Raw genomic sequence first — 26,733 nt, 5'->3', positions numbered from 1 at the left:
TAGAGCGCCCGGTTTACAGGTAGCACGCGCAGTGCTACCTGTATGTGCTGGGCTGGCGTCCATTCGGGCGTCGTTTCCGTCAACCCGCAACCAGGCTGGTGCGTTGTTTCATGTCCAATGACCTCCTGAGTCGTCCACGAGGAACGGCCCATTAAACCGCTTTTCTCCAAGGGCCCTTCGCTGGGCGTTCGCCTGCTGGTATTGGTGGTGCTGTCGGTCGCGTTGATGGTTGTCGACGCGCGTTTCGACGTGCTCAAGCCGGTGCGCAGCCAGATGGGCCTGGTGCTCATGGAATCGTACTGGATCACCGACCTGCCGCAGCGCATGTGGCAAGGCGTGGCCGGCCAGTTCGGCAGCCGCACCGAGCTGATCGCCGAAAACGAAAAACTCAAGACCGAAGCCTTGCTGTTGCAGGGGCGCCTGCAGAAGCTGGCGGCCCTGACCGAGCAGAACGTGCGTCTGCGCGAGCTGCTCAATTCCTCGGCGCTGGTCAACGAAAAGGTCGAGGTAGCGGAACTGATCGGTGTTGACCCCAACCCTTTCACCCATCGCATCCTGATCAACAAGGGCGAGCGTGATGGCGTGTTCCTCGGCCAGCCGGTGCTCGATGCCCGCGGCCTGATGGGCCAGGTGGTCGAGCTGATGCCGTATACCTCGCGCGTTCTGCTGCTGACCGACACGACCCACAGCATTCCGGTGCAGGTCAACCGCAATGGCCTGCGCGCCATCGCCAGCGGCACCGGCAACCCGGAGCGCCTTGAGCTGCGCCACGTCGCCGACACCGCCGACATCAAGGAAGGCGACCTGCTGGTGAGTTCCGGAATGGGCCAACGCTTCCCTGCCGGTTACCCGGTGGCCACGGTCAATGAAGTGATCCACGATTCTGGCCAGCCGTTCGCTATCGTCCGCGCCATTCCTACTGCTGCGCTCAACCGCAGCCGCTACATGCTGCTGGTGTTCAGTGACCGCCGTACTCCGGAACAGCGCGCCACCGACGCAGCGATTGCCCAGGAAGAAGCCGATCGCAAAGGTACTGGCCAACCCGCCGCCAATGCCGAGCACCCGGCAGTTGCCCCGACTCCGGCGCAGCCGGCTGCTCCGGCAGCTGCGGGTCAGGCACCTGCGGCCCCGGCTGCAACGCCTGCCAGCCCGGCCGCCGCGCCTGCGGCACCCGCCCATTCACGGAGGCAATGATGGCCAAGTCGCGCCGTAATCACGGTTGGGTCATCTGGCTGACGTTCGCCATCGGCCTGCTGCTCAGCGTTTCGCCTATGCCGCAGTTCCTCGAAGTGTTCCGGCCCATGTGGCTGGCAATGCTGGTGTCGTTCTGGACCTTGAACGTGCCGAGCAAGGTGGGCATGACCACCGCCTTCGTCCTGGGGCTGGCCGAGGATGTGCTGTACGGCACCTTGCTGGGGCAGAACGCATTCATCCTGACCCTGATCACGTTCCTTGTGCTGTCGCTACAGCAGCGCCTGCGCATGTTCCCGTTGTGGCAGCAGAGTCTGGTGATCCTGGTGATCTTCGGTATCGCCCAGCTGATCCAGCTGTGGCTCAGCGCGCTCACCGGCAATCGCCTGCCAACCCTGGCGCTGGTCTGGTCAGCCGTGATCAGTGCCTTGCTCTGGCCATGGATCAGTTTCGCCCTGCGCGACCTGCGCCGACGTTTGCATATCAACTGACGGCGCTGCCATCACTGACAGGGAGATGTCTGAATGAAACCCCTCTACCTCGCCTCCGGCTCGCCACGCCGGCGTGAACTGCTCGCCCAGATCGGCGTGCCGTTCACGGTTGTCAGTGCGCCCATCGATGAAACCCCGCTAGTGGGCGAAAGCGCCGAAGCCTACGTCGAGCGCCTGGCCCGGGCCAAGGCCGAAGCCGGCCTGGCCACGCTTCAAGGCCCTGCCGTGGCGCTTGGCGCCGATACGGCGGTGGTGCTCGATGGTCGTATTCTCGGCAAGCCAGAAAACCGTGAACATGCACTGGCCATGCTGGCTGACCTGGCCGGCCGCGCGCACCAGGTGCTGACGGCCGTGGCTTTGAGCGATGGCCAGCGTTGCGAAAGCCTGTGCGTCAGCAGCACTGTGTGTTTTCGTCCTGTCGATGCCGCAGAAGCCGAGCGCTATTGGGCCAGTGGCGAACCGGTGGACAAGGCGGGCGGCTACGCCATTCAGGGCCTGGGTGCGGTGTTCGTCACCGGGCTCGAAGGCAGTTATTCGGCGGTGGTCGGCCTGCCGTTGTGCGAAACGGCCGAATTGCTCGCCCGGTTCGGTATCGCCTGCTGGCAGGTACCGGCACTTTTGCCTGAGGTAACAAACCAGCGGTAGCCAGCCTGACACGCGCGATCCATCATTACCGAAGACCTTTGACGAGAGCCTGCCATGAGTGAAGAGATCCTGATCAACATCACGCCGATGGAATCGCGTGTGGCGGTGGTGGAAAACGGGGTGCTGCAGGAAGTGCATGTCGAGCGCACCCAGCGTCGCGGCATCGTCGGCAATATCTACAAGGGCAAGGTGGTGCGAGTGCTGCCGGGCATGCAAGCGGCGTTCGTCGACATCGGCCTGGAGCGCGCGGCGTTCATCCATGCGTCGGAAATCTCCCAGCGCGAAGGCTCGGCGGTGGAGAACATCACCGCACTGGTGCATGAGGGCCAGGCCTTGGTGGTGCAGGTGACCAAGGACCCGATCGGTACCAAGGGCGCACGCCTGACCACGCAGCTGTCGATACCCTCCCGTTACCTGGTGTACATGCCACGCAGCAGCCATGTCGGCATCTCGCTGAAGATCGAAGACGAAGCCGAACGCGAACGCCTCAAGCAGGTGGTCAGCGACTGCATGGACAGCGAGAACATCAAGGACGCCGGCGGCTTCATCCTGCGCACAGCTGCCGAGGGCGCGCGGGCCGAGGAAATCCTCCAGGACATCCGCTACCTGCGCCGCCTGTGGGAACAGATCGGCAGCCAGATCAAGACCTGCGGCGCGCCGACGGTGATTTATGAAGACCTCGGCCTGGCCCTGCGCACGCTGCGCGACCTGGTCAACCCGAAGATCGAGAAGATTCGCATCGACTCGCGGGAAACCTTCCAGAAAACCACGCAGTTCGTCGCCGAACTGATGCCCGAAATCGCCGATCGCCTGGAGCACTACCCTGGGGAGAGGCCAATTTTCGATCTGTATGGGGTCGAGGACGAGATCCAGCGCGCCCTGGAGCGCAAGGTACCGCTCAAGTCCGGTGGCTACCTGGTGGTCGACCCGGCCGAGGCGATGACCACCATCGACGTCAACACGGGGGCATTTGTCGGCCACCGCAACCTCGAAGAAACCATCTTCAAGACCAACCTCGAAGCCGCCACGGCAATCGCCCGGCAGCTGCGCCTGCGCAATATCGGCGGGATCATCATCATCGACTTCATCGACATGGAAGACGAAGAACACCAGCGCCAGGTGCTGCGGACCCTGGAAAAACAGCTGGAACGCGATCACGCCAAGACCAACATCATCGGCATCACCGAGCTGGGCCTGGTGCAGATGACTCGCAAACGCACCCGCGAAAGCCTTGAGCAGGTGCTGTGCGAGCCCTGCGTCGCCTGCCAGGGCCGCGGCAAGCTGAAAACCCCGGAAACCATCTGTTACGAGATCTTCCGCGAAATCCTCCGCGAGGCCCGCGCCTACCAGGCTGAAGGTTACCGTGTGCTGGCCAACCAGAAAGTGGTCGACCGCCTGCTGGACGAGGAGTCTGGCAACGTTGCCGAACTGGAGACCTTCATTGGACGAACCATTCGCTTCCAGGTCGAGTCGATGTATTCGCAGGAACAATATGATGTGGTGCTGCTCTGAGGCATTCTGATACCCGCCCAGGAAGGTACTGGCTGGCAAATTCGGCACGTCGGGCCATCATGGATAAACGACCTGGAGGGCCATGGCCATGGGACGTCTGAACCGCGTTCTTGTTGCCTTGACCCGCTGGGGGCTGGGCATCTGCGCCTTGCTCGCTGTGCTGGTGGCGTTGTATGTCAGCCTTGGCCGCGAGCTGGTGCCGCTGGTGGCCGAATACCGTGCCGACGTCGAAAGCAAAGCTGAACAGGCATTGGGCCTGCCCGTGCATGTGGGGGCCCTGGAAGGACGTTGGAGTGGCCTGGCGCCGGTATTGCGCGTACGCGACCTGCAACTGGGTGAAGGTGCATCGGCCTTGCGCCTGGATGAGGTCAAGGTGGTGCCCGACCTCTGGGCCAGCCTGACCGCCCGTGAAGTGCGCCTGGCGCGCATCGAACTCGGCGGCCTGCAGCTGATTTTGCGGGAAGACGAGCAGGGTGGCTGGGCCCTCGAAGGGCTGCCGAAAAAGGACGACGCGCCGCTGGACCCCGCCGAAGTGTTGCAGCGTCTGCGCCAATTGGGCCGCATTGATGTGCTCGACAGTCAGGTTACCCTGCAGCCTTGGCAGCGTGACCCGCTGACCCTCACCTATGTCAGCGTCGGTTTGCAGGCGGGCGCATCGCGTCAGGCCCTGGACCTGCATGCGACCTTGCCCGACGGCCAGCCGCTGGCGGTCAACCTGCGCAGCCGGGCAACCGCCAAGGAGTGGCGCGACGGTGAAGTCGAGGCCTATCTGAGCCTGCCACAAAGCGACTGGGCGCGGTGGTTGCCGCCTCGTGTTCTGGGCCAGTGGCGCGCTGAAGCGCTGAAGGCCGGTGGTGAATTCTGGGTCGACTGGCGCAAGGGCCAGTTGCAGCAGGCGGTAGTCCGCCTCAATGCCCCACAATTGCGAGGTGCCTACGCTGAGCGCAAGGCTGTGGCATTGGACAATCTCGCCCTGGCTGCCTGGTTCCAGCGCCGTGACGAGGGCTTCGATGTGGTGGTGGATTCACTCGCCGCGAGCATCGGCAAGACTCGCTGGGAATCGCACCTGCAAGTGAAGCAGCGCCTGGGTGATGACCCGGCGGGCGAAACCTGGCAAGTGCAGGCCGACCGCCTTGACCTCACCCCCTTGACCCCATTGATCAACGCATTGGCCCCCTTGCCGGACAAGCTCATGACCGTGGTCGATGCGCTGAAGGTCACCGGGGCACTGCGCAACGTTCGTGTGGAAGCACGGCCTAAAGCCGAGGGCGACCAGCGACTGCAGTTCGCCGCCAACCTGGAGAAAGTCGGTTTCGATGCCTATCACGGCGCACCGGCAGCCGGTAATGTCAGCGGCAGTATCAGCGGCGACCTTGGGCATGGCGAATTGCGCCTGGATACCGACGCGTTCATGCTGCATCTGTATCCGATCTTCGCCAAACCCTGGCATTACCAGAAGGCCAATGCGCGGCTGACCTGGGCGCTCGACCAACACGGCTTCACCCTCATCGCACCCTACCTGAAGGTGCTGGGCGAAGAAGGCAAGATTGCTGGCGATTTCCTGATTCGCCTGCTGTTCGACGAAGGCGCAGAAAGCTACATGGACCTTCGCGTCGGCCTGACCGAAGGCGATGGCCGCTACACCGCCAAGTACCTGCCCGAAGTGCTGAGCCCGGCACTCGACGAATGGCTGCGCAGCGCTATCGTCAAAGGCAACGTTGACCAGGGCTATTTCCAGTACCAGGGTTCGTTGAACCATGGCGCCACGCCGGAAGCTCGCAGCATCAGCCTGTTCTTCAAGGTTCACGATGCCGCGCTGGACTTCCAGCCGGGCTGGCCGCAGGTGCAGCAGGTGGATGGCGATGTACTGATCGAGGACAGCGGCGTGCGCATCAAGGCCCGCAAGGGCCTGCTGCTCGACACCAAGGTCAGCGACGTCAGTGTGAACATTCCCCATGTCGACAACGGCCAGCACAGTCACCTGTACCTGGACGGTGATTTCGACGGCAGCCTTGGCGATGGTCTGAAGATCCTCAAGGAAGCACCGATTGGCACTGGCGAGATCTTCGCTGGCTGGGACGGCGAGGGGCCCCTCAAGGGCAAGATCAAGCTCGACGTTCCCCTGGCCCACGGCGAGCGGCCAAAGGTGCTGGTGGACTTCGCCACTGCCGATGCACGCCTGAAGGTAGCTCCGCCTAGCCTGGACCTGACGCGCCTGAAGGGCGACTTCAGCTTCGACCTCGACAAGGGGCTGAGCGGCAAGAACATCAGCCTGCAGGTATTCGGCAAACCGGCCACTGCGCAGATCAGCGCCGAGGGCCAGCCGGGGCAGATGCAGACGCGCATCAATGCCAGCGGCCAGGCTTCGCTGAAGTCCCTTACCGACTGGCTGCAGTTCAAGCAGACCTTGCCCGCCGCCGGCGATATCCCGTACCAGTTGCAGGTCAATCTGGGCAGCCGTGACAACAGCTTGAATGTCAGCTCTACGCTCAAGGGGCTGTCTATCGACCTGCCGGCGCCATTCGGCAAGGCGACAGGGGAAACCCGTGACAGCCGTTTCAGCATGAACCTGCAAGGGCCTGAGCGGCGTTTTGATGCGTCTTACGCTGATTTGGCCCGCTTCGCCTACGCCGCACCGGCTGACAAGCTGGGCCAGGGCCGCGGCGAATTGCTGCTCGGCCCTGGCCAGGCGCAATTGCCAGCGGGCCAGGGGCTGCGGGTGAAAGGGCGGCTGGAAAGCCTGGACCTGGCCCCTTGGCAGGAGCAGGCCGCACGTTTTGCCGGTGACGACCCCGGTGGCAATGCCCGGCAGAACCTGCAGAGTGTCGACCTGAGCATCGGCCAGCTGAAAGCCTTCGGCATGGCCCTGAACCAGGCTGTGGTGCGCCTGGTTCGTGGTGGCTCGGCCTGGGATCTGCGCCTGGACAGCAAGGAAGTCATCGGCAACGCGCGTGTTCCAGATGCCAAGACTGCGCCGATGACGGTGCGCCTGCAGACCTTGCGCCTGCCACCTGCCGACCCGGCTGAAGCACAGTCGGGAGAGGGCCCCGACCCGCTGGCCTCGTTCGACCCGCGCAAGGTGCCGGCCCTGGACCTGAGCATCGACAAGCTGTACCGCGGCGACGACCTGTTCGGCAGTGCCGCGCTGAAACTGCGCCCGACTGCTCGGGGTGTGGCAGCACAGGACATCGACCTCGATTTCAAAGGCCTGCATGTCGATGGCAGTGGCGGTTGGGAAGGCGAAACCGGGGCTACCAGCAGCTGGTACAAAGGCCGGCTCGATGGCAAGAACCTCGCCGATGTGCTCAAGGCCTGGGGCTTCGCCCCGACCGTGACCAGTCGCGATTTCCGCTTGGATGTCGACGGCCGTTGGCCTGGTTCGCCGGCCTGGGTCGGTCTCAAGCGCTTCTCTGGCAGCATGGATGCTGCCTTGCGCAGCGGCCAGTTCGTCGAAGTGGAAGGTGGCGCCCAGGCCTTGCGAGTGTTCGGCCTGCTCAATTTCAACTCGATTGGCCGGCGCCTGCGCCTGGACTTCTCCGACCTGTTCGACAAGGGCCTGGCCTACGACCGGGTCAAGGGCCTGCTGGTGGCCAGCAATGGCGTATACGTGACCCGCGAGCCGATCACCGTGACCGGGCCGTCGAGCAACTTCGAACTCGACGGCACCCTGGACCTGGTGCGCGATCGGGTCGCTGCCAACCTCCAGGTGACCCTGCCGGTCACCAACAATCTGCCACTGGCTGCGCTGATCGTCGGTGCGCCAGCGGTCGGTGGTGCGCTGTTCCTGGTCGACCGGTTGATCGGTGACCGGGTGTCGCGTTTCGCCAGCGTGCACTATCGCGTCGAGGGCCCGGTGAAAGAGCCTAAAATCACCTTTGTGAAACCGTTCGATAAATAACTTCGGGAGTGCCCATGAAGGCAGCGGTCATCCAGATGGTCAGCCAGGACGATGTGCTGGCCAACTTGCAACGTGCCGGGGCCTTGCTCGAACAGGCGGCCTTGGGCGGTGCGCGGCTGGCGGTGCTACCGGAGAACTTCGCGGCAATGGGGCGCAAGGATGCCGCCGCCATCGGCCGCGCCGAAGCCCTGGGCGAAGGCCCGATCCTGCCATGGTTGAAACGTACTGCACGCGACCTCAGATTATGGATTGTTGCCGGTACCTTGCCGTTGCCACCGCAAGGCCAGCCTGAAGCCAAGGCGCATGCCTGTTCGCTGCTCGTCGACGAACACGGCGAAGTGGTAGCGCGCTACGACAAGCTGCATCTGTTCGACGTGGATGTGGCCGACAACCGTGGCCGCTACCGCGAGTCCGATGACTATGCCCATGGTGCCCAGGTGGTGGTGGCCGATACGCCCGTGGGGCGCCTGGGGCTCAGCGTGTGTTACGACCTGCGCTTCCCCGAGCTGTACAGCGCCTTGCGCAGCGCAGGCGCTGAACTGGTCACGGCACCGGCCGCCTTTACTGCGGTCACAGGAGCAGCGCATTGGGAAGTGCTGATCCGTGCCCGGGCCATCGAGACCCAGTGCTACGTACTGGCAGCGGCTCAGGGCGGAACACATCCAGGCCCGCGGGAAACCCACGGGCATACGGCGATCATCGACCCCTGGGGGCGGATCGTCGCTGAACAGGCGCAAGGCGAAGCAGTATTGCTCGCCGAGCGCGACATTGATGAACAGGCGTCCATCCGGGCGCGCATGCCGGTCACCACGCACCGGCGCTTTTTCTCGCAGGACGCCTTGCGGCCTGCGCACACCTCGGAGTGACTATGAGCCAGATGTTATCCACCGTCAGCGAGCAGCTCCTGGCCCCGGGCGGACTCACCCTCGACAGCCTGCAGAGCGTGCTGGGCGAACTGGCCGGCCCTGGCATCGACGCCGCCGACCTGTATTTCCAGGGCCAGATTTCGGAAACCTGGGCGCTGGAGGACGGCATCGTCAAAGAGGGCAGCTTCAACCTTGACCAGGGCGTGGGTGTGCGTGCCCAGTCCGGCGAGAAGACGGGCTTCGCCTACAGCAATGCGATCAACCTCGAGGCGCTGACCTCGGCGGCCCGTGCGGCCCGCTCGATTTCCCGCGCCGGCCAGAACGGCACGGTGCAGGCCTTCCGCAGCCAGGACGTGACGGCGCTTTACGCGCCGGACAACCCGCTGGACGTGCTCAGCCGTGCCGAGAAGGTAGAGCTACTCAAGCGTGTCGATGCTGCCACCCGTGCCCTCGACCCACGTATCCAGCAGGTCAGCGTGAGCATGGCCGGGGTCTGGGAGCGCATCCTGATTGCCGCCGCCGACGGTAGCCTGGCCGCCGATGTGCGCCCGCTGGTGCGTTTCAACGTCAGCGTAATTGTCGAACAGAATGGCCGTCGCGAGCGCGGCGGGCAGGGCGGTGGCGGGCGTACTGATTACCGCTTCTTCACTGAAGAACGCGTCATGGGCTATGCCCGCGAAGCGTTGCGCCAGGCGCTGGTCAACCTCGAAGCTATCCCCGCTCCGGCTGGCACTTTGCCGGTGGTGCTGGGTTCCGGCTGGTCGGGTGTGCTGCTGCACGAAGCGGTGGGCCATGGCCTGGAAGGCGACTTCAACCGCAAGGGCAGCTCGGCGTTCAGTGGCCGGATCGGCCAGAAGGTTGCCTCCAGCCTGTGCACCATCGTCGATGACGGTACCCTTGAAGGGCGACGGGGCTCGTTGAGTGTCGATGACGAAGGTACGCCGACCGAATGCACCACGCTGATCGAGAACGGCATCCTCAAGGGCTACATGCAGGACAAGCTCAATGCGCGCCTGATGGGCATGGCGGTTACCGGCAATGGTCGTCGCGAGTCTTATGCGCACTTGCCGATGCCGCGCATGACCAACACCTACATGCTTGCCGGCGAAAGCGACCCACAAGAAATCATCGCCTCGGTGAAGAAAGGCATCTATTGCGCCAACCTCGGCGGTGGCCAGGTCGATATCACCAGTGGCAAGTTCGTGTTCTCGACCAGCGAAGCCTACTTGATCGAAGACGGCAAGATCACGGCCCCCGTCAAAGGCGCGACCCTGATCGGCAACGGGCCTGAGGCCATGAGCCGGGTGTCGATGGTCGGTAACGACCTGGCGCTGGACAGTGGTGTGGGAACGTGCGGCAAGGATGGGCAATCGGTGCCGGTAGGCGTCGGGCAGCCGACCTTGAAGCTGGACGCGATTACCGTGGGCGGTACTGGCGCTTGATGATGCGCGCTGCCTGTAGAAGCGGCTTCTTGTCGCGAAAGGGCCGCAAAGCGGCCCCAGGGTTTCAGCGATACTGCAGAAATAGCTGGGGCTGCTACGCAGCCCAATCGCGACGCAAGGCCGCTCCTACAAGAGCACCGCGCCAGCCTTCAGCGCAGGCCGCGCTGCATCTCGTCGAGGTCGCGGATGTACTTGAACACCTTGCGCGCAGCGGCAGGCGGTTTGTTCCGCGCCTTTTCGTGCTGGGCATGACGGATCAGCGAGCGCAGTTGCTGGCGATCGGTCTCGGGGTATTCGTTGACGAAACGCTCGAGGTCTTCGTCGTTACCGTCGATCAGGCGGTCGCGCCAGCGCTCCAGGTTGTGGAAGCGCTCGTTGTACTGGCGGCTGGAGCTGTCGATCTGCTCGAGCACGGCGTGGATGGCGTCCAGGTCCTGGTCGCGCATCAGCTTGCCGACGAACGACATGTGGCGTTTGCGTGCGCCATGGGCGGTGTGCTTGCTGGCGTCGGCCAGGGCCTTGCGCAGCTCGTCGGTGAGCGGCAGGCGCGCCAGGGTGTCGGCCTTGACCGTGGTCAGGCGCTCGCCGAGTTCGACCAGCGCATGCAGCTCGCGCTTGATCTGGGTTTTGCTTTTTTCGCCGTCGAAGGCGTCGTCGTATGAATCAACCATGGTGGCAGTCCGCTAGAAATCGCCGCCATGATAACCAGTCGGGGGCCGCTTGTCCGGCCCGGTCGTAGAATGACCCTCGCCGTACGCAGAATTTGAGTGGAGAAAACCATGAGTGCAGTCCAGAGCGTAGGCCCCAAGGACCTGCCAGCGTTGCAGGAGCAGGTTGAAGCGATCATTGCAGAAGCCCGCAAGCAAGGCGCCAGTGCCTGCGAAGTGGCGGTATCGCTGGAGCAGGGCCTGTCCACCACGGTGCGTCAGCGCGAGGTCGAGACGGTCGAGTTCAACCGCGACCAAGGCTTTGGCATCACCCTCTATGTCGGCCAGCGCAAGGGTTCGGCCAGTACCTCGGCCAGTGGCCCTGAGGCTATCCGCGAAACCGTGGCCGCCGCTTTGGCGATTGCCAAGCACACGTCCGAGGACGAATGCTCGGGCCTGGCTGACGCCGCGCTGATGGCCCGTGAGATCCCCGACCTCGACCTCTATCACGACTGGGACATCGAGCCGGAGAAAGCCATCGAGATGGCGCTGGCCTGTGAGGCGGCTGCATTCGACGCCGACAAGCGCATCCTCAATGCCGATGGCACTACCCTGAATACTCACCAAGGTTGCCGCGTGTACGGTAACAGCCACGGCTTCATCGGTGGCTACGCCTCGACCCGGCATAGCCTGAGCTGCGTGATGATCGCCGAAGGCGAAGGCCAGATGCAGCGTGACTACTGGTATGACGTGAATCGCCAGGGCAACCTGCTGGCCGACCCGCGCAGCATTGGCGTGCGCGCCGCCCAGCGTGCGGCCAGCCGTCTGGGTGCGCGGCCGGTTCCGACCTGCGAAGTGCCAGTACTGTTCTCCGCCGAGCTGGCCGGTGGCCTGTTCGGCAGCTTCCTGTCGGCTATCTCGGGGGGCAACCTGTACCGCAAATCGTCGTTCCTCGACGGTGCCATCGGCCAGCGTCTGTTCCCGTCCTGGTTGACCCTCGACGAGCGCCCGCACATTCCGCGAGCACTGGGCAGCGCCGCATTCGACGGTGATGGCCTGGCGACCTACGCCAAGCCGTTCGTCGACAAAGGCGAGCTGGTGTCATACCTGCTGGGTACCTATTCCGGGCGCAAGCTGGGCCTGCCGAGCACAGCCAACGCTGGCGGTGTGCACAACTTGTATGTCACCCATGGCGTCGAGGACCAGGCGGCGCTTATCCGGCGCATGGGCCGTGGTCTGCTGGTAACCGAGCTGATGGGCCATGGCCTGAACATGGTGACTGGCGATTACTCGCGCGGTGCGGCGGGCTTCTGGGTCGAGAATGGCGAGATCCAGCATGCAGTGCAGGAAGTGACCATTGCTGGCAACATGAAGGATATGTTCCAGCAAATTGTCGCGATTGGCAGTGATCTTGAGACCCGCAGCAATATCCATACGGGCTCGGTGCTGATCGAGCGGATGACTGTCGCTGGCAGTTGATCGCCGCCAGAATTGCTCCGTGATAATGAAACCCGGCCATCGCGCCGGGTTTTTCTTTCATCGTTCACCACTTGAAGTGATTCTGTTTATCACTTAATAATGAATATCATTATCCAGTAACCCGGCGATGATGTTCATGAAACCCGTCCTCCGCGAACTGCCCTACCTGGAAAACTGGCGCTGGCTCAGCCGGCGCATTCGCTGCGCCCTCGAGCCCGACGAGCCGCGCCTGATCGAGCACTACCTGGCCGAAGGCCGTTACCTGGTGTGCTGCACTGAAACCTCGCCATGGACTGTGGCGCTGACCTCATTCCGCCTGCTGCTGGATACCGCCTGCGACCGCATGTTGCCGTGGCACTGGCGCTGCCTGTGCCTGGATCAGGCCTGGCGCCCACTGCTCGACCTGCGCAACCTCGATCGTCGCGAGCAGAACCAGCGCTGGCAGCCTTATGCCTTGCAGCTGGCCAACTGCCGGCTGCTGCCTTCGATTTCTCCTGATGAACTGATGCAAGGATTTGAAGATGAGTGATACCCGTATCGAGCGTGACAGCATGGGCGAGCTGCAGGTGCCGGCCAAGGCCCTGTACGGCGCCCAGACCCAGCGCGCAGTCGACAACTTCCCGATCAGCGGTCAGCGCATGCCGGCCCAGTTCATCCGCGCCCTGTTGCTGGCCAAGGCCGCTGCTGCCAAGTCCAACATCGAACTGGAGCAACTGTCGGCAGGGCAGGGCCAGGCCATCGTCAAGGCAGTCGAGCAACTGTTGGCCGAAGATTTCATCGAGCATTTCCCGGTGGATGTGTTCCAGACCGGTTCTGGCACCAGTTCGAACATGAACGCCAACGAAGTGATCGCCACCCTGGCCAGCCGCATCCTTGGCGAGCCGGTCAATGCCAACGACCACGTCAACTGTGGCCAGAGCAGCAACGACATCATCCCGACCACCATTCACGTGAGTGCCGCTCTGGCCCTGCATGAGCAACTGTTGCCGGCGCTGAGCCATCTGGTGCAGGTGATCGAGGCCAAGTCGGCGCAGGTGCATCAACATGTGAAAACCGGCCGCACCCACCTGATGGATGCCATGCCGGTACGCATGAGCCAGGTGCTCGATGGCTGGGCCGCGCAGATCAACGGCGCCAAGGCGCATATCCAGGCAACCCTGCCGAGCCTGCAGGCGCTGGTCCAGGGTGGAACCGCCGTAGGTACCGGGATCAACGCCCACCCTCAGTTCGCTGCGGCTTTCGCGCGCCAGTTGAGCGGCCTCACCAAGGTCGAGTTTACCCCCGGCCATAACCTGTTCGCCCTGATCGGCTCCCAGGACACCGCCGTGGCACTGTCTGGTCAGCTCAAGACCACCGCCGTGGCGCTGATGAAGATTGCCAACGACCTGCGCTGGATGAACTCGGGCCCCTTGGCCGGCCTGGGCGAAATCGAACTGCAGGGCCTGCAACCGGGTTCGTCGATCATGCCCGGTAAGGTCAACCCGGTGATTCCGGAAGCCACCGCCATGGTCGCCGCCCAGGTGATCGGCAACGACGCCACCATCGCGGTGGCCGGCCAGTCGGGCAACTTCGAACTGAACGTGATGCTGCCGGTGATCGCCCGCAACCTGCTGGAGAGCATCGAGCTGATGGCCAATGTCAGCCGCCTGCTGGCCGACAAGGCCATTGCCAGCTTCAAGGTCAACGAAGGCAAGCTCAAGGAAGCCTTGGCCCGCAACCCGATCCTGGTCACCGCGCTGAACCCAATCATCGGCTACCTCAAGGCCGCTGAAATCGCCAAGACCGCTTACCAGCAGGGCCGCCCGATCATCGATGTGGCGCTGGAGCACACCGACCTGTCACGTGATCAGCTCGAGGCGCTGCTGGATCCGGAAAAACTCACTGCTGGCGGCATCTGACAAGCCGCAGCGCGCAGAGGAAGCAACGTCATGCAGCACTGGAAACGCACAACCGAGACGGCCAACCGCCTGTTCGAGCAGGGCGAGCTGGTCGATGCCCGGGAACACTATCTGCAAGCCCTGGCCTTGGCCCAGGTGCTGTTCGAGCGCTGGCATGACGTCGACGAAGCGGTGGCCGCGCTGGTCATCGCCCATCACAACCTGGCTGACCTGCACCTGCGCCTGAACCAGCCGCATGAGAGTGCTGACTACCTGTGTGCCGCTCATCAGCGCTTGCTCCAGGCCAGCCAGGACGCGCGTTTGCCGCAGACGCTGCGTGACGCAGCGCTACGCCACAGCGGGCGCACCTACACCGAACTGCTGAGTTTCATCGCCGAGTACGGCCAGTACCCGCGTACCGAGCGCCTGCTCAACCGCCACGGCGCCGAGGCCAGCGAACTCGCTGCCCAGCCGGACGTGGCGCCCAGTACACATGCCTACGGAATCCATTGATATGCCGCATACCTTGCCTGCACTGACTTACGCCTACGATGCACTGGAACCGCACATCGATGCGCAAACCATGGAAATCCACCACACCAAGCACCACCAGACCTACGTCAATGGCCTGAACGCGGCCATCGAGGGCACCGAGTGGGCCGAATGGCCAGTCGAGAAGCTGGTCGGGGCGGTCAAGCAACTGCCCGAGAACCTGCGCGGTGCGGTCACCAATCACGGTGGCGGCCATGCCAACCACAGCCTGTTCTGGACAGTCATGTCACCCCAGGGTGGTGACCTGCCACGCGGCCAGCTGGCCAAGGCCATCGACGCCGAGCTGGGTGGTTTCGAGGCGTTCAAGGACGCCTTCACCAAGGCCGCACTGACTCGCTTCGGCAGCGGCTGGGCCTGGCTCAGTGTTACCCCGCAAAAGCAACTGGCGGTGGAAAGCAGCGGCAACCAGGACAGCCCGCTGATGCACGGCAACACGCCGATCCTCGGCCTGGACGTGTGGGAGCACGCCTATTACCTGAAGTACCAGAACCGTCGCCCGGAGTACATTGGCGCTTTTTACAATGTGATTGACTGGGCGGAAGTGGATCGCCGCTATCACGAAGCCTTGAAGTGAGTCGGCCCGGTATGCGCTCCGAGGTGATGTCTGTCAGCAGTGTGCGCCTGTTTCGGCTGGCGCTGGGAACCTTGCTGTTACTGGCCGGCACCGCGTTGCTGCTGGCCCGTGGCATTGCCTGGCTGGACCTGGAGCCGCGCATGCTGCGTGCCCTGGAAGGTGGCGCACTGTGCGCGCTGGGTACGGCATTGGGCGCTGTACCGGTGCTGGTGATTCGCAACATGCCGGTGGCTTTGGCCGATACCTTGCTGGGCTTCGGAGCTGGGGTGATGCTGGCAGCCACGGCGTTCTCGCTGATCATCCCCGGTCTGGAGGCTGCCCAGGGCATTGGCTTTAGCCCTTGGGGCGCCGGAGGCCTGATCAGCTTCGGCCTGATGCTCGGTGCTCTGTGCCTGTTTCTGGTCGATCTCAAGGTTTCCGGTGCTTCGCCGGAGGCGTTGGTTGGCACCGAGAATCAACCAGTGATCGCCGCGCGTATCTGGTTGTTCGTGATCGCCATCATCGCCCATAACATACCCGAGGGCATGGCCATCGGGGTGTCTGCCGGAGGCGGCATGGCCGATGCCGACAGCCTGGCGATGGGTATTGCCTTGCAGGATGTACCTGAGGGGTTGGTGATAGCACTGGTGCTGGCAGGGGCGGGGATGCCGCGCTTCAAGGCGTTTCTGATTGGCGCCGCCTCTGGCCTGGTCGAGCCGCTGGCTGCAGTAATCTGTGCCTGGCTGGTGAACATGGCGGAGTTGCTGTTGCCGGTGGGCCTGGCCTGTGCGGCCGGGGCGATGCTGCTGGTGGTGACCCAGGAGATCATTCCCGAGTCGCGCAGCAATGGGCATCACCGCTTGGCCAGCCTGGGGCTGTGCATCGGCTTCTGCCTGATGATGGTGATGGATACGGCAATGTCTTGAGTTTCACCGGGATATTTTTGCGCCTGTGAGATCGAGCGCCGCGCGCGCGGCGCATCGCGGATAAATCCGCTCCTACACTTGTTGCAACGTGCCGAACCTGTTGCGCCATAGTTGCCAGCCCTTGCGCATGACTTGAGCCTCGCAAACCGGCTGACAACCATGGCCTGTCAGGCATGGCCACGTTGCAACAAATGTAGGAGCGGATTTATCCGCGATGCGCCGCGCGGGCGGCGCTCGATCTCACAGGCACTGAAAGTACCGCAGTAAGCACCAGGTGGCTTACTCGCCTTCGTCGAAGTAGTTGTTGATCAGTGCTACCAGGGCTTCCAGGGCGTCGCTATCCTGCTCACCTTCGGTCAGCAAGTGCACCTGGGTGCCTTTGCCCGCAGCCAACATCATCACGGCCATGATGCTCTTGCCGTCCACAAGCTTGTCGGGCGCACGACCTACGCGGACCTGGCAAGGGTACTTGCCGGCCACGCCGACGAACTTGGCTGCCGCCCGGGCATGCAGGCCCAGCTTGTTGATGATGGTGATTTCGCGGGCGGGCATCGTGCGGTGGATCCTGTGGGCTAGAGGTCGCGATGGCGAACCTGGACGTTTTTCAGGGATTGCTGCAGCAGTTGGCCCAAGCGTTCGGTGATGTAGACCGAGCGGTGGTGCCCACCCGTGCAGCCAATGGCAATGGTGACATAGGCGCGGTTGCTGGCAGCAAAGCGTGGCAGCCATTTGAGCAAGTAGCTGGAAATGTCGTTAAACATTTCTTCGACGTCCGGCTGTGCAGCCAGGTAATCGATGACCGGTTGCTCGAGGCCGGAATGCTCCCGCAGCTCAGGCTTCCAGTAGGGATTCGGCAGGCAGCGAACATCGAACACCAGGTCGGCGTCGATGGGCATGCCGCGCTTGAAGCCGAACGACTCGACCAGGAATGCGGTGCCAGGCTCGGGCTGGTTGAGCAGGCGCAACTTGATCGTATCGCGCAACTGATACAGGTTGAGGCTGGTGGTGTCGATCTTCAGGTCGGCGAGATCAGCAATCGGCCCCAGCAGTTCGCTTTCCACGCGTATGGCCTCGGCCAGTGAGCGGTCGGCGTTGGTCAACGGGTGCCGTCGGCGCGTTTCCGAGAAGCGCTTGAGCAGCGTGTCCTCGTCGGCGTCGAGGTACAGCACGTCACACTGGATGTGGCGTGCACGGGCTTCTTCGAGCAGTTCTGGGAAGCGTGACAGATGGCTAGGCAGGTTGCGCGCATCGATGCTCACTGCCACCTTGGGTTGCAAAAGCTCGGTATTGATCAACGCGTTTTCCGCCAGCTGCGGCAACAGCCCGGCCGGCAGGTTGTCTATGACGTAATAGCCGTTGTCTTCCAGTACATCGAGGGCGGTGCTCTTGCCGGAGCCGGACCGGCCGCTAACGATGATCAGGCGCATGTTCAGCTCCCGTTCTGTACGTCCAGGACGACTTGATACAACGCTTCGCTGCTGCTGGCAGCACGCAGGCGATCACGGACCTCCTTGCGATCGAGCATGCTGGCGATCTGGCGGAGCAGTTCAAGGTGCGCATCGGTGGCGGCTTCTGGCACCAGCAGGACGAACAGCAAGTCCACTGGCGCGCCGTCAATGGCGTCGAAATCAATTGGGGCGGCGAGGTGGAGCAGGGCGCTGACCGGACTCTCGCAACCCTTGAGGCGGCAATGCGGGATTGCAATGCCATTGCCAAATCCAGTGGAGCCCAGTTTTTCGCGGGCGATAAGCTTCTCGAAGAGATCTTGCTCATCAAGCTCGGGGACTTCGCGGTGGACCGCAGTGGCGATCGTTTCCAGCGCGCGTTTTTTACTGCTGACGCCCGGCACGTTCACCAGGGAACGGCCGGGGGTCAGGATGGTTTCAAGTCGGATCATGGATGAGAGGGATCAGCGGGCGGCTGCACCTTGCAGCAAGCTTTGCTGTTTTTCCTTGTGTTTTTTCAGTTGGCGGTCGAGCTTGTCGGCCAAGGCGTCGATCGCTGCATACATGTCTTCGTGTTCCGCGTTGGCAACCACTTCACCGCCTGGAATCTGCAGGGTCGCCTCGACCTTCTGCTGCAGCTTCTCGACTTTCATGATGACCTGCACGTTGGTGATCTTGTCGAAGTGACTTTCCACGCGAGCGAGCTTTTCAAGCACATAATCGCGCAGTGGCTGGGTGACTTCTACATGCTGTCCACTGATATTGACTTGCATACAGCTTCTCCTTTGTTGCCCGTGCATAAAGAGGCAGGTCTTGCACCTGCCCCACAAACGCTGTGGCACATCCGGGGGCTACATCAGTCGCTTGCGCTCGCTCGACGGTGCGATGCCGAGGGACTCGCGATACTTGGCGACGGTGCGACGGGCTACCTGGATGCCTTGTGCCTCCAGTAAACCAGCGATCTTGCTGTCACTCAATGGCTTTTTCTGATTTTCCGCCGCAACCAGTTTCTTGATGATCGCGCGGATCGCCGTAGACGAGCATTCTCCGCCTTCGGCGGTGCTGACGTGGCTGGAGAAAAAGTATTTCAGTTCGTAGATGCCACGCGGGGTGTGCATGTATTTCTGCGTGGTTACACGCGAAATGGTCGACTCATGCATGCCCACCGCTTCGGCGATGTCATGCAAGACCAGCGGCTTCATCGCTTCGTCGCCGTGGTCGAGGAAGCCGCGCTGGTGCTCGACGATCTGCGTGGCGACCTTCATCAGTGTTTCATTGCGGCTTTGCAGGCTCTTGATGAACCAGCGTGCCTCTTGCAACTGATTGCGCATGAAGGTGTTGTCGGCGCTGGTATCGGCGCGGCGGACGAAGCCGGCGTACTGCGGGTTGACCCGCAGGCGCGGGATCGCTTCCTGATTCAGCTCGACAAGCCAGCGGTCGCTGTCCTTGCGCACGATCACATCAGGTACCACGTATTCCGGCTCGCTCGACTCGATCTGCGAACCTGGCCGCGGGTTGAGGCTTTGCACCAGCTCGATCACCTGGCGCAGCTCGTCTTCCTTGAGCTTCATGCGGCGCATCAGCTGGCTGTAGTCGCGGCTGCCGAGCAGGTCGATGAAGTCGGTGACCAGGCGCTGGGCTTCGCTCATCCACGGCGTGCTGGCGGGCAGCTGGCGCAATTGCAGCAGCAGGCACTCGCCCAGGGTGCGGGCGCCGACGCCGGCTGGCTCGAACTGCTGGATACGGTGCAGCACCGCTTCGACCTCGTCGAGCTCGATGTCCAGCTCCGGGTCGAAGCCTGCACAGATTTCTTCGAGGGTGTCTTCCAGGTAGCCCTGGCCGTTGATGCTGTCGATCAGGGTGACGGCGATCAGGCGGTCGGTATCGGACATCGGTGCCAGGTTCAGTTGCCACAGCAGGTGGCTCTGCAGGCTTTCACCGGCCGATGTGCGGGTGGTGAAGTCCCACTCGTCGTCATCGTTGCTCGGCAGGCTGCTGGCGCTGGTCTGGTAGATGTCTTCCCAGGCGGTATCGACTGGCAGCTCGTTGGGGATTCGCTCGTTCCACTCTCCGTCTTCCAGGGTTTCAGCACTGCTGGTGCTTTCCTGGAAGCTGTTGTCCTGGACTTCGGCGGCCGGCTTGTTCTCGGCGTTGTCCGCCATCGGGTCGCTGTTGTCGAAGTCGTCGCCGTCTTCCTGACGTTCGAGCATCGGATTGGACTCCAGCGCTTCCTGGATTTCCTGCTGGAGGTCCAGGGTAGAGAGCTGAAGTAGGCGGATGGCCTGTTGCAACTGAGGAGTCATCGTCAGTTGCTGGCCCATTTTTAGGACGAGCGATGGTTTCATGGCTGGGGCTTAATACCTTGTTCGCCGGCGCGCATGCGCCATCCACTACACGAGGGCGCCGGAGCGCCAAATTCAAGCAAGTTTTATGCCTCAAATTGTAGCGTTTGCCTAGAGCGCTGTAACAACTTAAGCCCCGACAGGCCGTTATTGCCAGCGTTCCAGGCAGGTCCCGGGGTCAGAGTCGGAACTCGTGGCCCAGGTAGACTTCCTTGACCAGGTCATTGGCCAGGATGGTCTCGGCGTCACCTTCGGCGATCAGTTGACCATCATTCACGATGTAGGCGGTTTCGCAGATGTCCAGGGTTTCACGGACGTTGTGGTCGGTGATCAGAACACCGATGCCCTTGGCCTTGAGGTGGTGGATGATCTGCTTGATGTCGCCCACGGAGATCGGGTCTACACCGGCAAACGGTTCGTCCAGCAGGATGAATTTCGGTGCGGTGGCCAGGGCGCGGGCAATTTCGACCCGGCGGCGTTCACCACCGGAAAGGCTCATGCCGAGGTTGTCGCGGATGTGGCTGATATGGAACTCCTGCAGCAGGCTTTCCAGCTCTTTGCGACGACCTTCGCGGTCGATGTCCTTGCGGGTCTCGAGAATGGCCATGATGTTGTCGGCCACCGACAGCTTGCGGAAGATCGAGGCTTCCTGCGGCAGGTAGCCGATACCGGCGCGGGCACGGCCGTGCATGGGCTGGTGGCTGACATCGAGATTGTCGATCAGCACGCGCCCCTGGTCGGCCTGGACCAGGCCGACGATCATGTAGAAGCAGGTGGTCTTGCCGGCGCCATTGGGGCCGAGCAGGCCGACGATCTGCCCGCTGTCGATCGACAGGCTGACATCGCGCACGACTTGCCGCCCCTTGTAGCTCTTGGCTAGGTGCTGGGCTTTGAGGGTTGCCATTTACTCGGCCTTCTTCTTCGGCTGGATCACCATGTCGATGCGCTGACGTGGTTGAGTCACGTTGCCACCACGACCGGCGGTCGCAACCTGGGTCTTGGTGTTGTAGATGATCTTCTCGCCTTCGGTGGTATTGCCTTCGTTCTCGACCTTGGCGCGATCGGTGAGGATCACCGTGTCTTTCTGCGCCTGGTACTGGATGGTCACCGCCCAGCCCTTCATCTTGTCAGGCTTGGCTGTGCTCTGCTGCTGCTCGAAGTAGGCCAGGTTGCCCACCGAAGTCACCACGTCGATGTCGCCGTTGGCGGCACGGGTCATGGTCACGGTGTTGCCTTTGATCATCATCGAGCCCTGGGTGATGATCACATCGCCGGTGTAGGTGGCCACGCCTTGCTTGTCGTCCAGGTGCGCGTTGTCGGCCTGGATGCGAATAGGCTGGTCACGGTCGGTCGGCAGTGCGAAGGCGCTCGCGCTTCCCAGTGCTGCGCTCAGGCTGAGCAAAAGGGGGAGAGTTTTAACGAGCCTCATACTGTCCTCTTACGTTAGAGAGCAAGTCAATCTTGCCTTCTTTCAAATACGCTTTCATTCCTTTGCCCGTAGTTGTGCCACCGGCGCCGTCGATTCTAACGGCTTGCTCGGTCTGCGCATATTGCTTCTGCGGGAATACGGTCATGCGTGAGCTGGTAACGATGAGTTCACGCTGCTTTTCGTCGATGCGTTGCACGCGGACGTTGTCGATCAGTTCGACCTCGGTGCCATCCGGGTTGACTTCGGCGCGTTCGCTCTGCACGTGCCAAGGGTACTCGGTGCCCCGGTACATGTGCAGGTCGGGCGTGGTCAGCAGGGTGACTTCGCTGGCCCTGAGGTGCTCGACCTTATCGGCAGTCATTTCGTATTGCAGTTTGCCGTCAGGCATGAACTGCAGGCTGTGCGCGTTGATCGCGTAATAGTCGATGGCGCTTTCGTCAACTTGGGCTGCCGGTTTATCGAGGAAGCTCTCGGGGCTGACATTCCAGTAGCCGACTGCTACCAGCAGGGCGGCGATCACCGCCAGCAGCGCAAAATTGCGGGCTTTCTTGCTGAACATGGGCAGCCTTAAAGGTAGTTGGCGTTGGCAGCGTCCAGGGTACCCTGGGCCTGCATGATCAGTTCGCAGAATTCGCGTGCAGCGCCTTCGCCGCCGCGAGCCTGGGTTACTCCGTGGGCGTGCTGACGAACGAACGGTGCGGCGTTGGCTACGGCAATGCCCAGGCCTACCCGGCGGATCACCGGCAGGTCAGGCAGGTCGTCGCCCAGATAGGCGACCTGTTCATAGCTTAGGCCCAGTTCGGCGAGCAGGCCGTCGAGCACTGTCAATTTGTCCTCGCGGCCCTGGTAAAGGTGAGGAATGCCGAGGTTTTTCGCCCGGCGCTCTACCACTGGGGTCTTGCGCCCACTGATGATTGCCGTGGTCACGCCCGAGGCCATGAGCATTTTGATGCCCTGGCCATCGAGGGTGTTGAAGGTCTTGAATTCGCTGCCATCTTCGAGGAAGTACAGGCGGCCATCGGTCAATACGCCGTCTACGTCGAAAACGGCGAGCTTGATCGCCTTGCCGCGTTGCATGAGATCTAGAGTCATCTGTTTGTTCTCCTTTACATCACGCCAGCGCGCAGCAGGTCGTGCATGTTCAGGGCGCCGGTCGGCCGGTCGTCCTTGTCCACAACCACCAGGGCGCTGATCTTGTGGTCTTCCATGATTTTCAGCGCTTCAGCGGCGAGCATCTCGGCGCGAGCGGTCCTGCCGTGTACGGTCATCACCTGGTCGATCAGGGTGGTGTGAACATCGATGTTGCGGTCCAGGCTACGGCGCAAGTCACCATCGGTGAAGATACCGGCGAGGGTGCCGTCCTGCTCCAGGACCACGGTCATGCCCAGGCCCTTGCGCGACATTTCCAGCAGTGCATCCTTGAGCAGTGTACCGCGCTGAACCTGTGGTAGCTCGTCGCCGGCATGCATGACGTTCTCGACCTTGAGCAACAGGCGGCGGCCCAGTGCACCGCCGGGGTGCGAGAAGGCGAAGTCTTCTGCAGTGAAACCGCGCGCCTCGAGCAGTGCGATGGCCAGCGCGTCGCCCAGCACCAGCGCGGCAGTCGTGGAGGAGGTCGGAGCCAGATTGAGCGGGCAGGCTTCCTGGGCGACGCGCGCGTCGAGGTTGACCTCGGCGGCCTGGGCCAGTGGCGAGTCCGGGTTGCCGGTCAGGCTGATCAGCTGGATGCCAAGTCGCTTGATCAATGGCAGCAGGGTAACGATTTCGGCCGTGCTGCCAGAGTTGGACAGCGCCAGGATCACATCATCCCGGGTGATCATGCCCATGTCGCCGTGGCTGGCCTCGGCCGGGTGCACGAAAAATGCCGGCGTGCCGGTGCTGGCCAGGGTGGCGGCGATCTTGTTGCCGATATGCCCAGACTTGCCCATGCCGACCACCACCACTCGCCCCGTGCTGGCGAGGATCATCTCGCAGGCCTTGACGAAGTTCGCGTCGATGCTGGCTGTCAGGCCCTGTACGGCCTCCAGCTCAAGGCGCAAGGTGCGTTGGGCGGATTGGATAAGCTCGCTGGATTGGCTCATGTCGAAAAGCAATGCCTGATTAAAAGGCGGCGATTATAGCTGCAATGGAGGAAAGCCTCATCCATTGGTTTGCCTGAACAATTGTCATGAAACCCTGTCGTTGCCCTGAACGACCTCTTCCATACCCTTGGGGGCGCACGGTCAGCGGTGCTATAGTTCGCCGCTATTCGGCCTGCCAAGGGTGCGTGTGCCTTCACGATGAAGGCCGGCGTCCATAAGAGCGAGGCTGCACTAGCAAGGAGTCTAGATGAGTGTGGATAGCGCCTACGCGGTCGAGTTGAAGGGAGTCACCTTCAAGCGCGGTTCGCGCAGCATTTTCAGCAATGTCGACATCCGTATCCCGCGCGGCAAGGTCACCGGGATCATGGGGCCGTCGGGTTGCGGCAAGACTACGCTGCTACGCCTGATGGGCGCGCAGCTACGGCCGTCGAGCGGTGAAGTGTGGGTGGCGGGGCAGAACCTGCCGAGCCTTTCGCGCAGCGACCTGTTCGACGCACGCAAGCAGATGGGCGTGCTGTTCCAGAGCGGTGCGCTGTTTACCGATCTCGACGTGTTCGAGAACGTCGCATTTCCTTTGCGCGTGCATACCCAGCTTTCGGACGAAATGATCCGCGACATCGTTTTGATGAAACTGCAGGCCGTCGGCCTGCGCGGTGCCATCGACCTGATGCCGGACGAGCTGTCCGGTGGCATGAAGCGCCGGGTGGCGCTGGCCCGGGCAATTGCCCTGGACCCGCAGATCCTGATGTACGATGAACCGTTCGTCGGCCAGGACCCGATTGCCATGGGTGTGCTCGTGCGGCTGATCCGCCTGCTCAACGATGCGTTGGGCATCACCAGCATCGTGGTTTCCCACGACCTGGCTGAAACTGCCAGTATCGCCGACTACCTCTATGTGGTCGGTGACGGCCAGGTGCTGGGCCAGGGTACGCCCGACGAGCTGATGGGCTCGGACAACCCGCGCATTCGCCAGTTCATGAAAGGCGACCCGGACGGCCCGGTGCCATTCCACTTTCCCGCGCCTGACTACCGCGCCGATCTGCTGGGGGCGCGGTGATGCGCAGAAAATCCTTACTCGAACGTATCCGCCTGCTCGGGCGCTCGGCGATCGACGTGCTGGCGGTGCTCGGGCGTTCGTGCCTGTTCCTGTTCCATGCCCTGATCGGCCGTGGCGGCATCGGCGGCGGCTTCCAGCTGCTGACCAAGCAGTTGTACTCGGTGGGCGTGCTGTCGCTGGCGATCATCGTCGTTTCCGGCGTTTTCATCGGCATGGTGCTGGCCCTGCAGGGTTACAGCATCCTGACCAAGTACGGCTCCGAGCAGGCGGTCGGGCAGATGGTCGCCCTGACCCTGCTGCGTGAGCTCGGTCCGGTGGTTACCGCGCTGCTGTTTGCCGGCCGCGCCGGTTCTGCGCTTACCGCCGAGATCGGCAACATGAAGTCCACCGAGCAGCTGTCGAGCCTGGAAATGATCGGCGTCGACCCGCTCAAGTACATCGTCGCGCCACGCCTGTGGGCCGGTTTCATCTCGCTGCCGCTGTTGGCGCTGATCTTCAGCGTGGTCGGCATCTGGGGTGGATCGTGGGTCGCGGTTGACTGGCTGGGCGTGTACGAAGGCTCGTTCTGGGCCAACATGCAGAACAGCGTTTCCTTTACCGACGACGTGCTCAACGGGCTGATCAAGAGCCTGGTGTTCGCCTTCGTCACGACCTGGATTGCCGTATTCCAGGGGTACGACTGCGAACCCACCTCAGAGGGGATCAGCCGTGCCACCACCAAGACCGTGGTCTATGCCTCGTTGGCAGTACTGGGTCTGGACTTTATTCTGACCGCCTTGATGTTTGGAGATTTCTGATGCAAAACCGCACCCTGGAAATCGGTGTCGGCCTGTTCCTCCTGGCCGGGATCCTGGCGCTGCTGCTGCTGGCCCTGCGTGTCAGCGGGCTATCCGCCAGCCCGAGCAGCGATACCTACAAAGTTTATGCGTACTTCGACAATATCGCCGGTTTGACGGTCAGAGCTAAAGTGACCATGGCCGGTGTAACGATCGGCAAGGTCACCGCCATCGATCTGGACCGTGATTCCTACACTGGTCGGGTGACGCTGCAGCTGGACAAGTCGGTCAACAACCTGCCGACCGACTCCACTGCTTCGATCCTGACCGCCGGTTTGCTTGGCGAGAAGTACATCGGTATCAGCGTCGGCGGCGAAGAAGATGTGCTCAAGGATGGTGCCACCATCCACGACACGCAGTCGGCGCTGGTGCTGGAAGATCTGATTGGCAAGTTCCTGCTCAACTCCGTTGGCAAGGAACCAAAAGAAGCGCAACCGGCTAATTAAGGAGTTTCCATGATTTCGATCTTGCGACGTGGCCTGCTGGTGCTGCTGGCGGCCTTCCCCCTGATGGCCCTGGCCGCGCAGTCGCCGCATGACGTGGTTCAGAGCACCACCACCGAACTGCTTAGCGACCTCAAGGCCAACAAAGAGCAGTACAAGGCCAACCCCAACGCCTTCTACGATGCGCTTAACCGCATTCTTGGCCCGGTAGTGGACGCAGACGGTATTTCCAAGAGCATCATGACCGTCAAGTATTCGCGCAAGGCGACTCCTGCGCAGATGCAGCGCTTCCAGGAAAACTTCAAGCGCAGCCTGATGCAGTTCTATGGCAATGCGCTGCTCGAGTACAACAACCAGGGCATCACCGTCGACCCGGCCAAGGCTGATGACGGCAAGCGCGCCAGTGTCGGCATGAAGGTCACCGGCAACAACGGTGCCGTGTACCCTGTGCAGTACACCCTGGAAAACCTGGGTGGCGAGTGGAAGGTGCGTAACGTCATCGTCAACGGCATCAACGTTGGCAAGCTGTTCCGAGACCAGTTCGCCGACGCCATGCAGCGCAACGGCAACGACCTGGACAAGACCATTGACGGCTGGGCAGGCGAAGTGGCCAAGGCCAAGGAAGCTGCCGACAACTCGCCAGAGAAGACCGTCAAATGAGCGAAGCCGCTGTAACCATGGCCGAGCCGGGCGTACTGTGCCTGGCCGGCGAACTGGATTACCGTAGCGGGCCGGCCCTGCGCAAGCAGGGCAAGGCGCTGATCGGCGCTTGCCGTGAAGCGCGCCTGGTGCTGGACTGCTCGGCCGTGGGGCGTTCCACCAGTGTCGGCCTGTCGCTGCTGCTGGCGTTCATCCGTGATGCCCAGGCAGCCGGCAAGGCTTTCGAGGTGCGCGGCATGCCCGACGACATGCGGGAGATTGCCGGGGTTTATGACCTCGACGAGGTGCTGGCAAGCTGATGGCTTGGCAGTGATGAGAGGCCCCTCGGTCGCGAGCCCCTTCGTTGGGCTTCGCAGGCGAG

29 protein-coding genes are annotated in these 26,733 nt (G+C 62.5%); 18 read left to right on the top strand and 11 right to left on the bottom strand.

The features are described 5' to 3' along the window. Positions 1–180: 180 nt before the first annotated feature. The 7 genes from mreC (at position 181) to tldD (ending at position 10,045) form a co-directional block, all read left to right on the top strand. On the top strand, positions 181–1,194 hold the full coding sequence (mreC, locus tag BUQ73_RS21645) for a rod shape-determining protein MreC (RefSeq protein WP_237772797.1): 1,014 nt from the start codon (positions 181–183) through the stop codon (positions 1,192–1,194). After that, on the top strand, positions 1,194–1,682 hold the full coding sequence (gene mreD, locus BUQ73_RS21640; protein WP_027920231.1) for a rod shape-determining protein MreD: 489 nt from the start codon (positions 1,194–1,196) through the stop codon (positions 1,680–1,682). The genes mreC and mreD overlap by 1 nt, the downstream gene beginning before the upstream one ends. A gap of 33 nt (positions 1,683–1,715) precedes the next feature. Beyond that, a complete protein-coding gene (locus BUQ73_RS21635; RefSeq protein ID WP_079229616.1) occupies positions 1,716–2,327 on the top strand; it encodes a Maf family protein in 612 nt (203 codons plus the stop codon). Positions 2,328–2,381: 54 nt separating this feature from the next. Further along, positions 2,382–3,839 (top strand): ribonuclease G, encoded by a 1,458-nt coding sequence (gene rng / locus BUQ73_RS21630; RefSeq protein ID WP_079229615.1) that lies wholly within the window; start codon positions 2,382–2,384, stop codon positions 3,837–3,839. An 82-nt stretch (positions 3,840–3,921) separates the two neighbouring features. Then, a complete protein-coding gene (locus BUQ73_RS21625; RefSeq protein WP_079229614.1) occupies positions 3,922–7,737 on the top strand; it encodes a YhdP family protein in 3,816 nt (1,271 codons plus the stop codon). A 14-nt stretch (positions 7,738–7,751) separates the two neighbouring features. Continuing rightward, the gene (locus tag BUQ73_RS21620; RefSeq protein ID WP_079229613.1) at positions 7,752–8,603 is read left to right on the top strand and encodes a carbon-nitrogen hydrolase family protein; all 852 of its coding nucleotides are present in this window, start codon (positions 7,752–7,754) and stop codon (positions 8,601–8,603) included. 2 nt (positions 8,604–8,605) lie between these two features. Further along, positions 8,606–10,045 (top strand): metalloprotease TldD, encoded by a 1,440-nt coding sequence (gene tldD, locus BUQ73_RS21615; protein WP_079229612.1) that lies wholly within the window; start codon positions 8,606–8,608, stop codon positions 10,043–10,045. A 149-nt stretch (positions 10,046–10,194) separates the two neighbouring features. Here the strand turns inward: tldD and yjgA are convergent, their stop codons facing one another. Then, positions 10,195–10,716 (bottom strand): ribosome biogenesis factor YjgA, encoded by a 522-nt coding sequence (yjgA, locus tag BUQ73_RS21610; protein ID WP_027920225.1) that lies wholly within the window; start codon positions 10,714–10,716, stop codon positions 10,195–10,197. Between the two features lie 108 nt (positions 10,717–10,824). On the opposite strand from yjgA, the gene pmbA reads away from it, so the two are divergent. The 6 genes from pmbA to BUQ73_RS21580 all read left to right on the top strand — a co-directional run bounded on the left by pmbA (position 10,825) and on the right by BUQ73_RS21580 (position 16,079). Further along, positions 10,825–12,171, top strand: a complete 1,347-nt coding sequence (gene pmbA, locus BUQ73_RS21605) for a metalloprotease PmbA (RefSeq protein WP_079229611.1) — start codon at positions 10,825–10,827, stop codon at positions 12,169–12,171. Between the two features lie 127 nt (positions 12,172–12,298). After that, entirely contained in the window at positions 12,299–12,700 is a 402-nt protein-coding gene (locus BUQ73_RS21600) for a hypothetical protein (RefSeq protein WP_060484655.1), read from the top strand. Continuing rightward, positions 12,693–14,069 carry a class II fumarate hydratase gene (locus BUQ73_RS21595; protein WP_079229610.1) on the top strand — a complete coding sequence of 459 codons (1,377 nt, stop codon included), beginning with the start codon at positions 12,693–12,695 and terminating at the stop codon, positions 14,067–14,069. The genes BUQ73_RS21600 and BUQ73_RS21595 overlap by 8 nt, the downstream gene beginning before the upstream one ends. Positions 14,070–14,099: 30 nt before the next feature. Then, positions 14,100–14,561 (top strand): hypothetical protein, encoded by a 462-nt coding sequence (locus BUQ73_RS21590; RefSeq protein WP_079229609.1) that lies wholly within the window; start codon positions 14,100–14,102, stop codon positions 14,559–14,561. A gap of 1 nt (position 14,562) precedes the next feature. Next, the gene (locus BUQ73_RS21585) at positions 14,563–15,174 is read left to right on the top strand and encodes a superoxide dismutase (RefSeq protein WP_079229608.1); all 612 of its coding nucleotides are present in this window, start codon (positions 14,563–14,565) and stop codon (positions 15,172–15,174) included. An 11-nt stretch (positions 15,175–15,185) separates the two neighbouring features. After that, positions 15,186–16,079 (top strand): ZIP family metal transporter, encoded by an 894-nt coding sequence (locus BUQ73_RS21580; protein WP_079229607.1) that lies wholly within the window; start codon positions 15,186–15,188, stop codon positions 16,077–16,079. A gap of 279 nt (positions 16,080–16,358) precedes the next feature. Here the strand turns inward: BUQ73_RS21580 and BUQ73_RS21575 are convergent, their stop codons facing one another. The 10 genes from BUQ73_RS21575 to BUQ73_RS21530 all read right to left on the bottom strand — a co-directional run bounded on the left by BUQ73_RS21575 (position 16,359) and on the right by BUQ73_RS21530 (position 23,376). Next, positions 16,359–16,631, bottom strand: a complete 273-nt coding sequence (locus BUQ73_RS21575; RefSeq protein WP_079229606.1) for an HPr family phosphocarrier protein — start codon at positions 16,629–16,631, stop codon at positions 16,359–16,361. Between the two features lie 20 nt (positions 16,632–16,651). Further along, positions 16,652–17,506, bottom strand: a complete 855-nt coding sequence (rapZ, locus tag BUQ73_RS21570; RefSeq protein ID WP_079229605.1) for an RNase adapter RapZ — start codon at positions 17,504–17,506, stop codon at positions 16,652–16,654. A gap of 2 nt (positions 17,507–17,508) precedes the next feature. Next, complete coding sequence (ptsN, locus tag BUQ73_RS21565) at positions 17,509–17,976, bottom strand: PTS IIA-like nitrogen regulatory protein PtsN (protein WP_027920216.1); 468 nt, start codon at positions 17,974–17,976, stop codon at positions 17,509–17,511. Between the two features lie 12 nt (positions 17,977–17,988). Further along, positions 17,989–18,297 carry a ribosome hibernation-promoting factor, HPF/YfiA family gene (gene hpf / locus BUQ73_RS21560; protein ID WP_003255135.1) on the bottom strand — a complete coding sequence of 103 codons (309 nt, stop codon included), beginning with the start codon at positions 18,295–18,297 and terminating at the stop codon, positions 17,989–17,991. A 78-nt stretch (positions 18,298–18,375) separates the two neighbouring features. Beyond that, entirely contained in the window at positions 18,376–19,869 is a 1,494-nt protein-coding gene (locus BUQ73_RS21555; protein WP_079229604.1) for an RNA polymerase factor sigma-54, read from the bottom strand. A gap of 175 nt (positions 19,870–20,044) precedes the next feature. Next, positions 20,045–20,770 carry an LPS export ABC transporter ATP-binding protein gene (gene lptB, locus BUQ73_RS21550; RefSeq protein WP_027920214.1) on the bottom strand — a complete coding sequence of 242 codons (726 nt, stop codon included), beginning with the start codon at positions 20,768–20,770 and terminating at the stop codon, positions 20,045–20,047. Further along, complete coding sequence (gene lptA / locus BUQ73_RS21545; RefSeq protein ID WP_079229603.1) at positions 20,771–21,295, bottom strand: lipopolysaccharide transport periplasmic protein LptA; 525 nt, start codon at positions 21,293–21,295, stop codon at positions 20,771–20,773. Further along, positions 21,282–21,854, bottom strand: a complete 573-nt coding sequence (gene lptC, locus BUQ73_RS21540; RefSeq protein ID WP_079229602.1) for an LPS export ABC transporter periplasmic protein LptC — start codon at positions 21,852–21,854, stop codon at positions 21,282–21,284. Before lptC ends, lptA begins: the two co-directional genes overlap by 14 nt. A gap of 8 nt (positions 21,855–21,862) precedes the next feature. Next, on the bottom strand, positions 21,863–22,387 hold the full coding sequence (locus BUQ73_RS21535) for a KdsC family phosphatase (RefSeq protein WP_079229601.1): 525 nt from the start codon (positions 22,385–22,387) through the stop codon (positions 21,863–21,865). A gap of 14 nt (positions 22,388–22,401) precedes the next feature. Continuing rightward, a complete protein-coding gene (locus BUQ73_RS21530; RefSeq protein ID WP_079229600.1) occupies positions 22,402–23,376 on the bottom strand; it encodes a KpsF/GutQ family sugar-phosphate isomerase in 975 nt (324 codons plus the stop codon). Between the two features lie 247 nt (positions 23,377–23,623). Between BUQ73_RS21530 and BUQ73_RS21525 the strand changes: the two genes are divergently transcribed. The 5 genes from BUQ73_RS21525 to BUQ73_RS21505 are packed head-to-tail and all read left to right on the top strand — an operon-like array spanning position 23,624 to position 26,671. Next, positions 23,624–24,433, top strand: a complete 810-nt coding sequence (locus BUQ73_RS21525) for an ATP-binding cassette domain-containing protein (RefSeq protein WP_079229599.1) — start codon at positions 23,624–23,626, stop codon at positions 24,431–24,433. Continuing rightward, positions 24,433–25,230, top strand: coding sequence for a lipid asymmetry maintenance ABC transporter permease subunit MlaE (gene mlaE / locus BUQ73_RS21520; protein ID WP_079229598.1), 798 nt, complete (start codon positions 24,433–24,435; stop codon positions 25,228–25,230). The genes BUQ73_RS21525 and mlaE overlap by 1 nt, the downstream gene beginning before the upstream one ends. Beyond that, entirely contained in the window at positions 25,230–25,715 is a 486-nt protein-coding gene (mlaD, locus tag BUQ73_RS21515) for an outer membrane lipid asymmetry maintenance protein MlaD (protein ID WP_079229597.1), read from the top strand. The genes mlaE and mlaD overlap by 1 nt, the downstream gene beginning before the upstream one ends. Before the next feature lie 9 nt (positions 25,716–25,724). Continuing rightward, entirely contained in the window at positions 25,725–26,372 is a 648-nt protein-coding gene (locus BUQ73_RS21510; RefSeq protein ID WP_079229596.1) for an MlaC/ttg2D family ABC transporter substrate-binding protein, read from the top strand. Beyond that, positions 26,369–26,671, top strand: coding sequence for an STAS domain-containing protein (locus tag BUQ73_RS21505; protein ID WP_079229595.1), 303 nt, complete (start codon positions 26,369–26,371; stop codon positions 26,669–26,671). The genes BUQ73_RS21510 and BUQ73_RS21505 overlap by 4 nt, the downstream gene beginning before the upstream one ends. Positions 26,672–26,733: the final 62 nt, after the last annotated feature.

The sequence above is a fragment of the Pseudomonas putida genome, from assembly GCF_002025705.1.
Lineage (GTDB): Bacteria > Pseudomonadota > Gammaproteobacteria > Pseudomonadales > Pseudomonadaceae > Aquipseudomonas > Aquipseudomonas putida_J.
The sequence above is the reverse complement of the archived record's forward strand: the minus strand, read 5'-3'. Positions and strand labels throughout refer to the sequence as shown.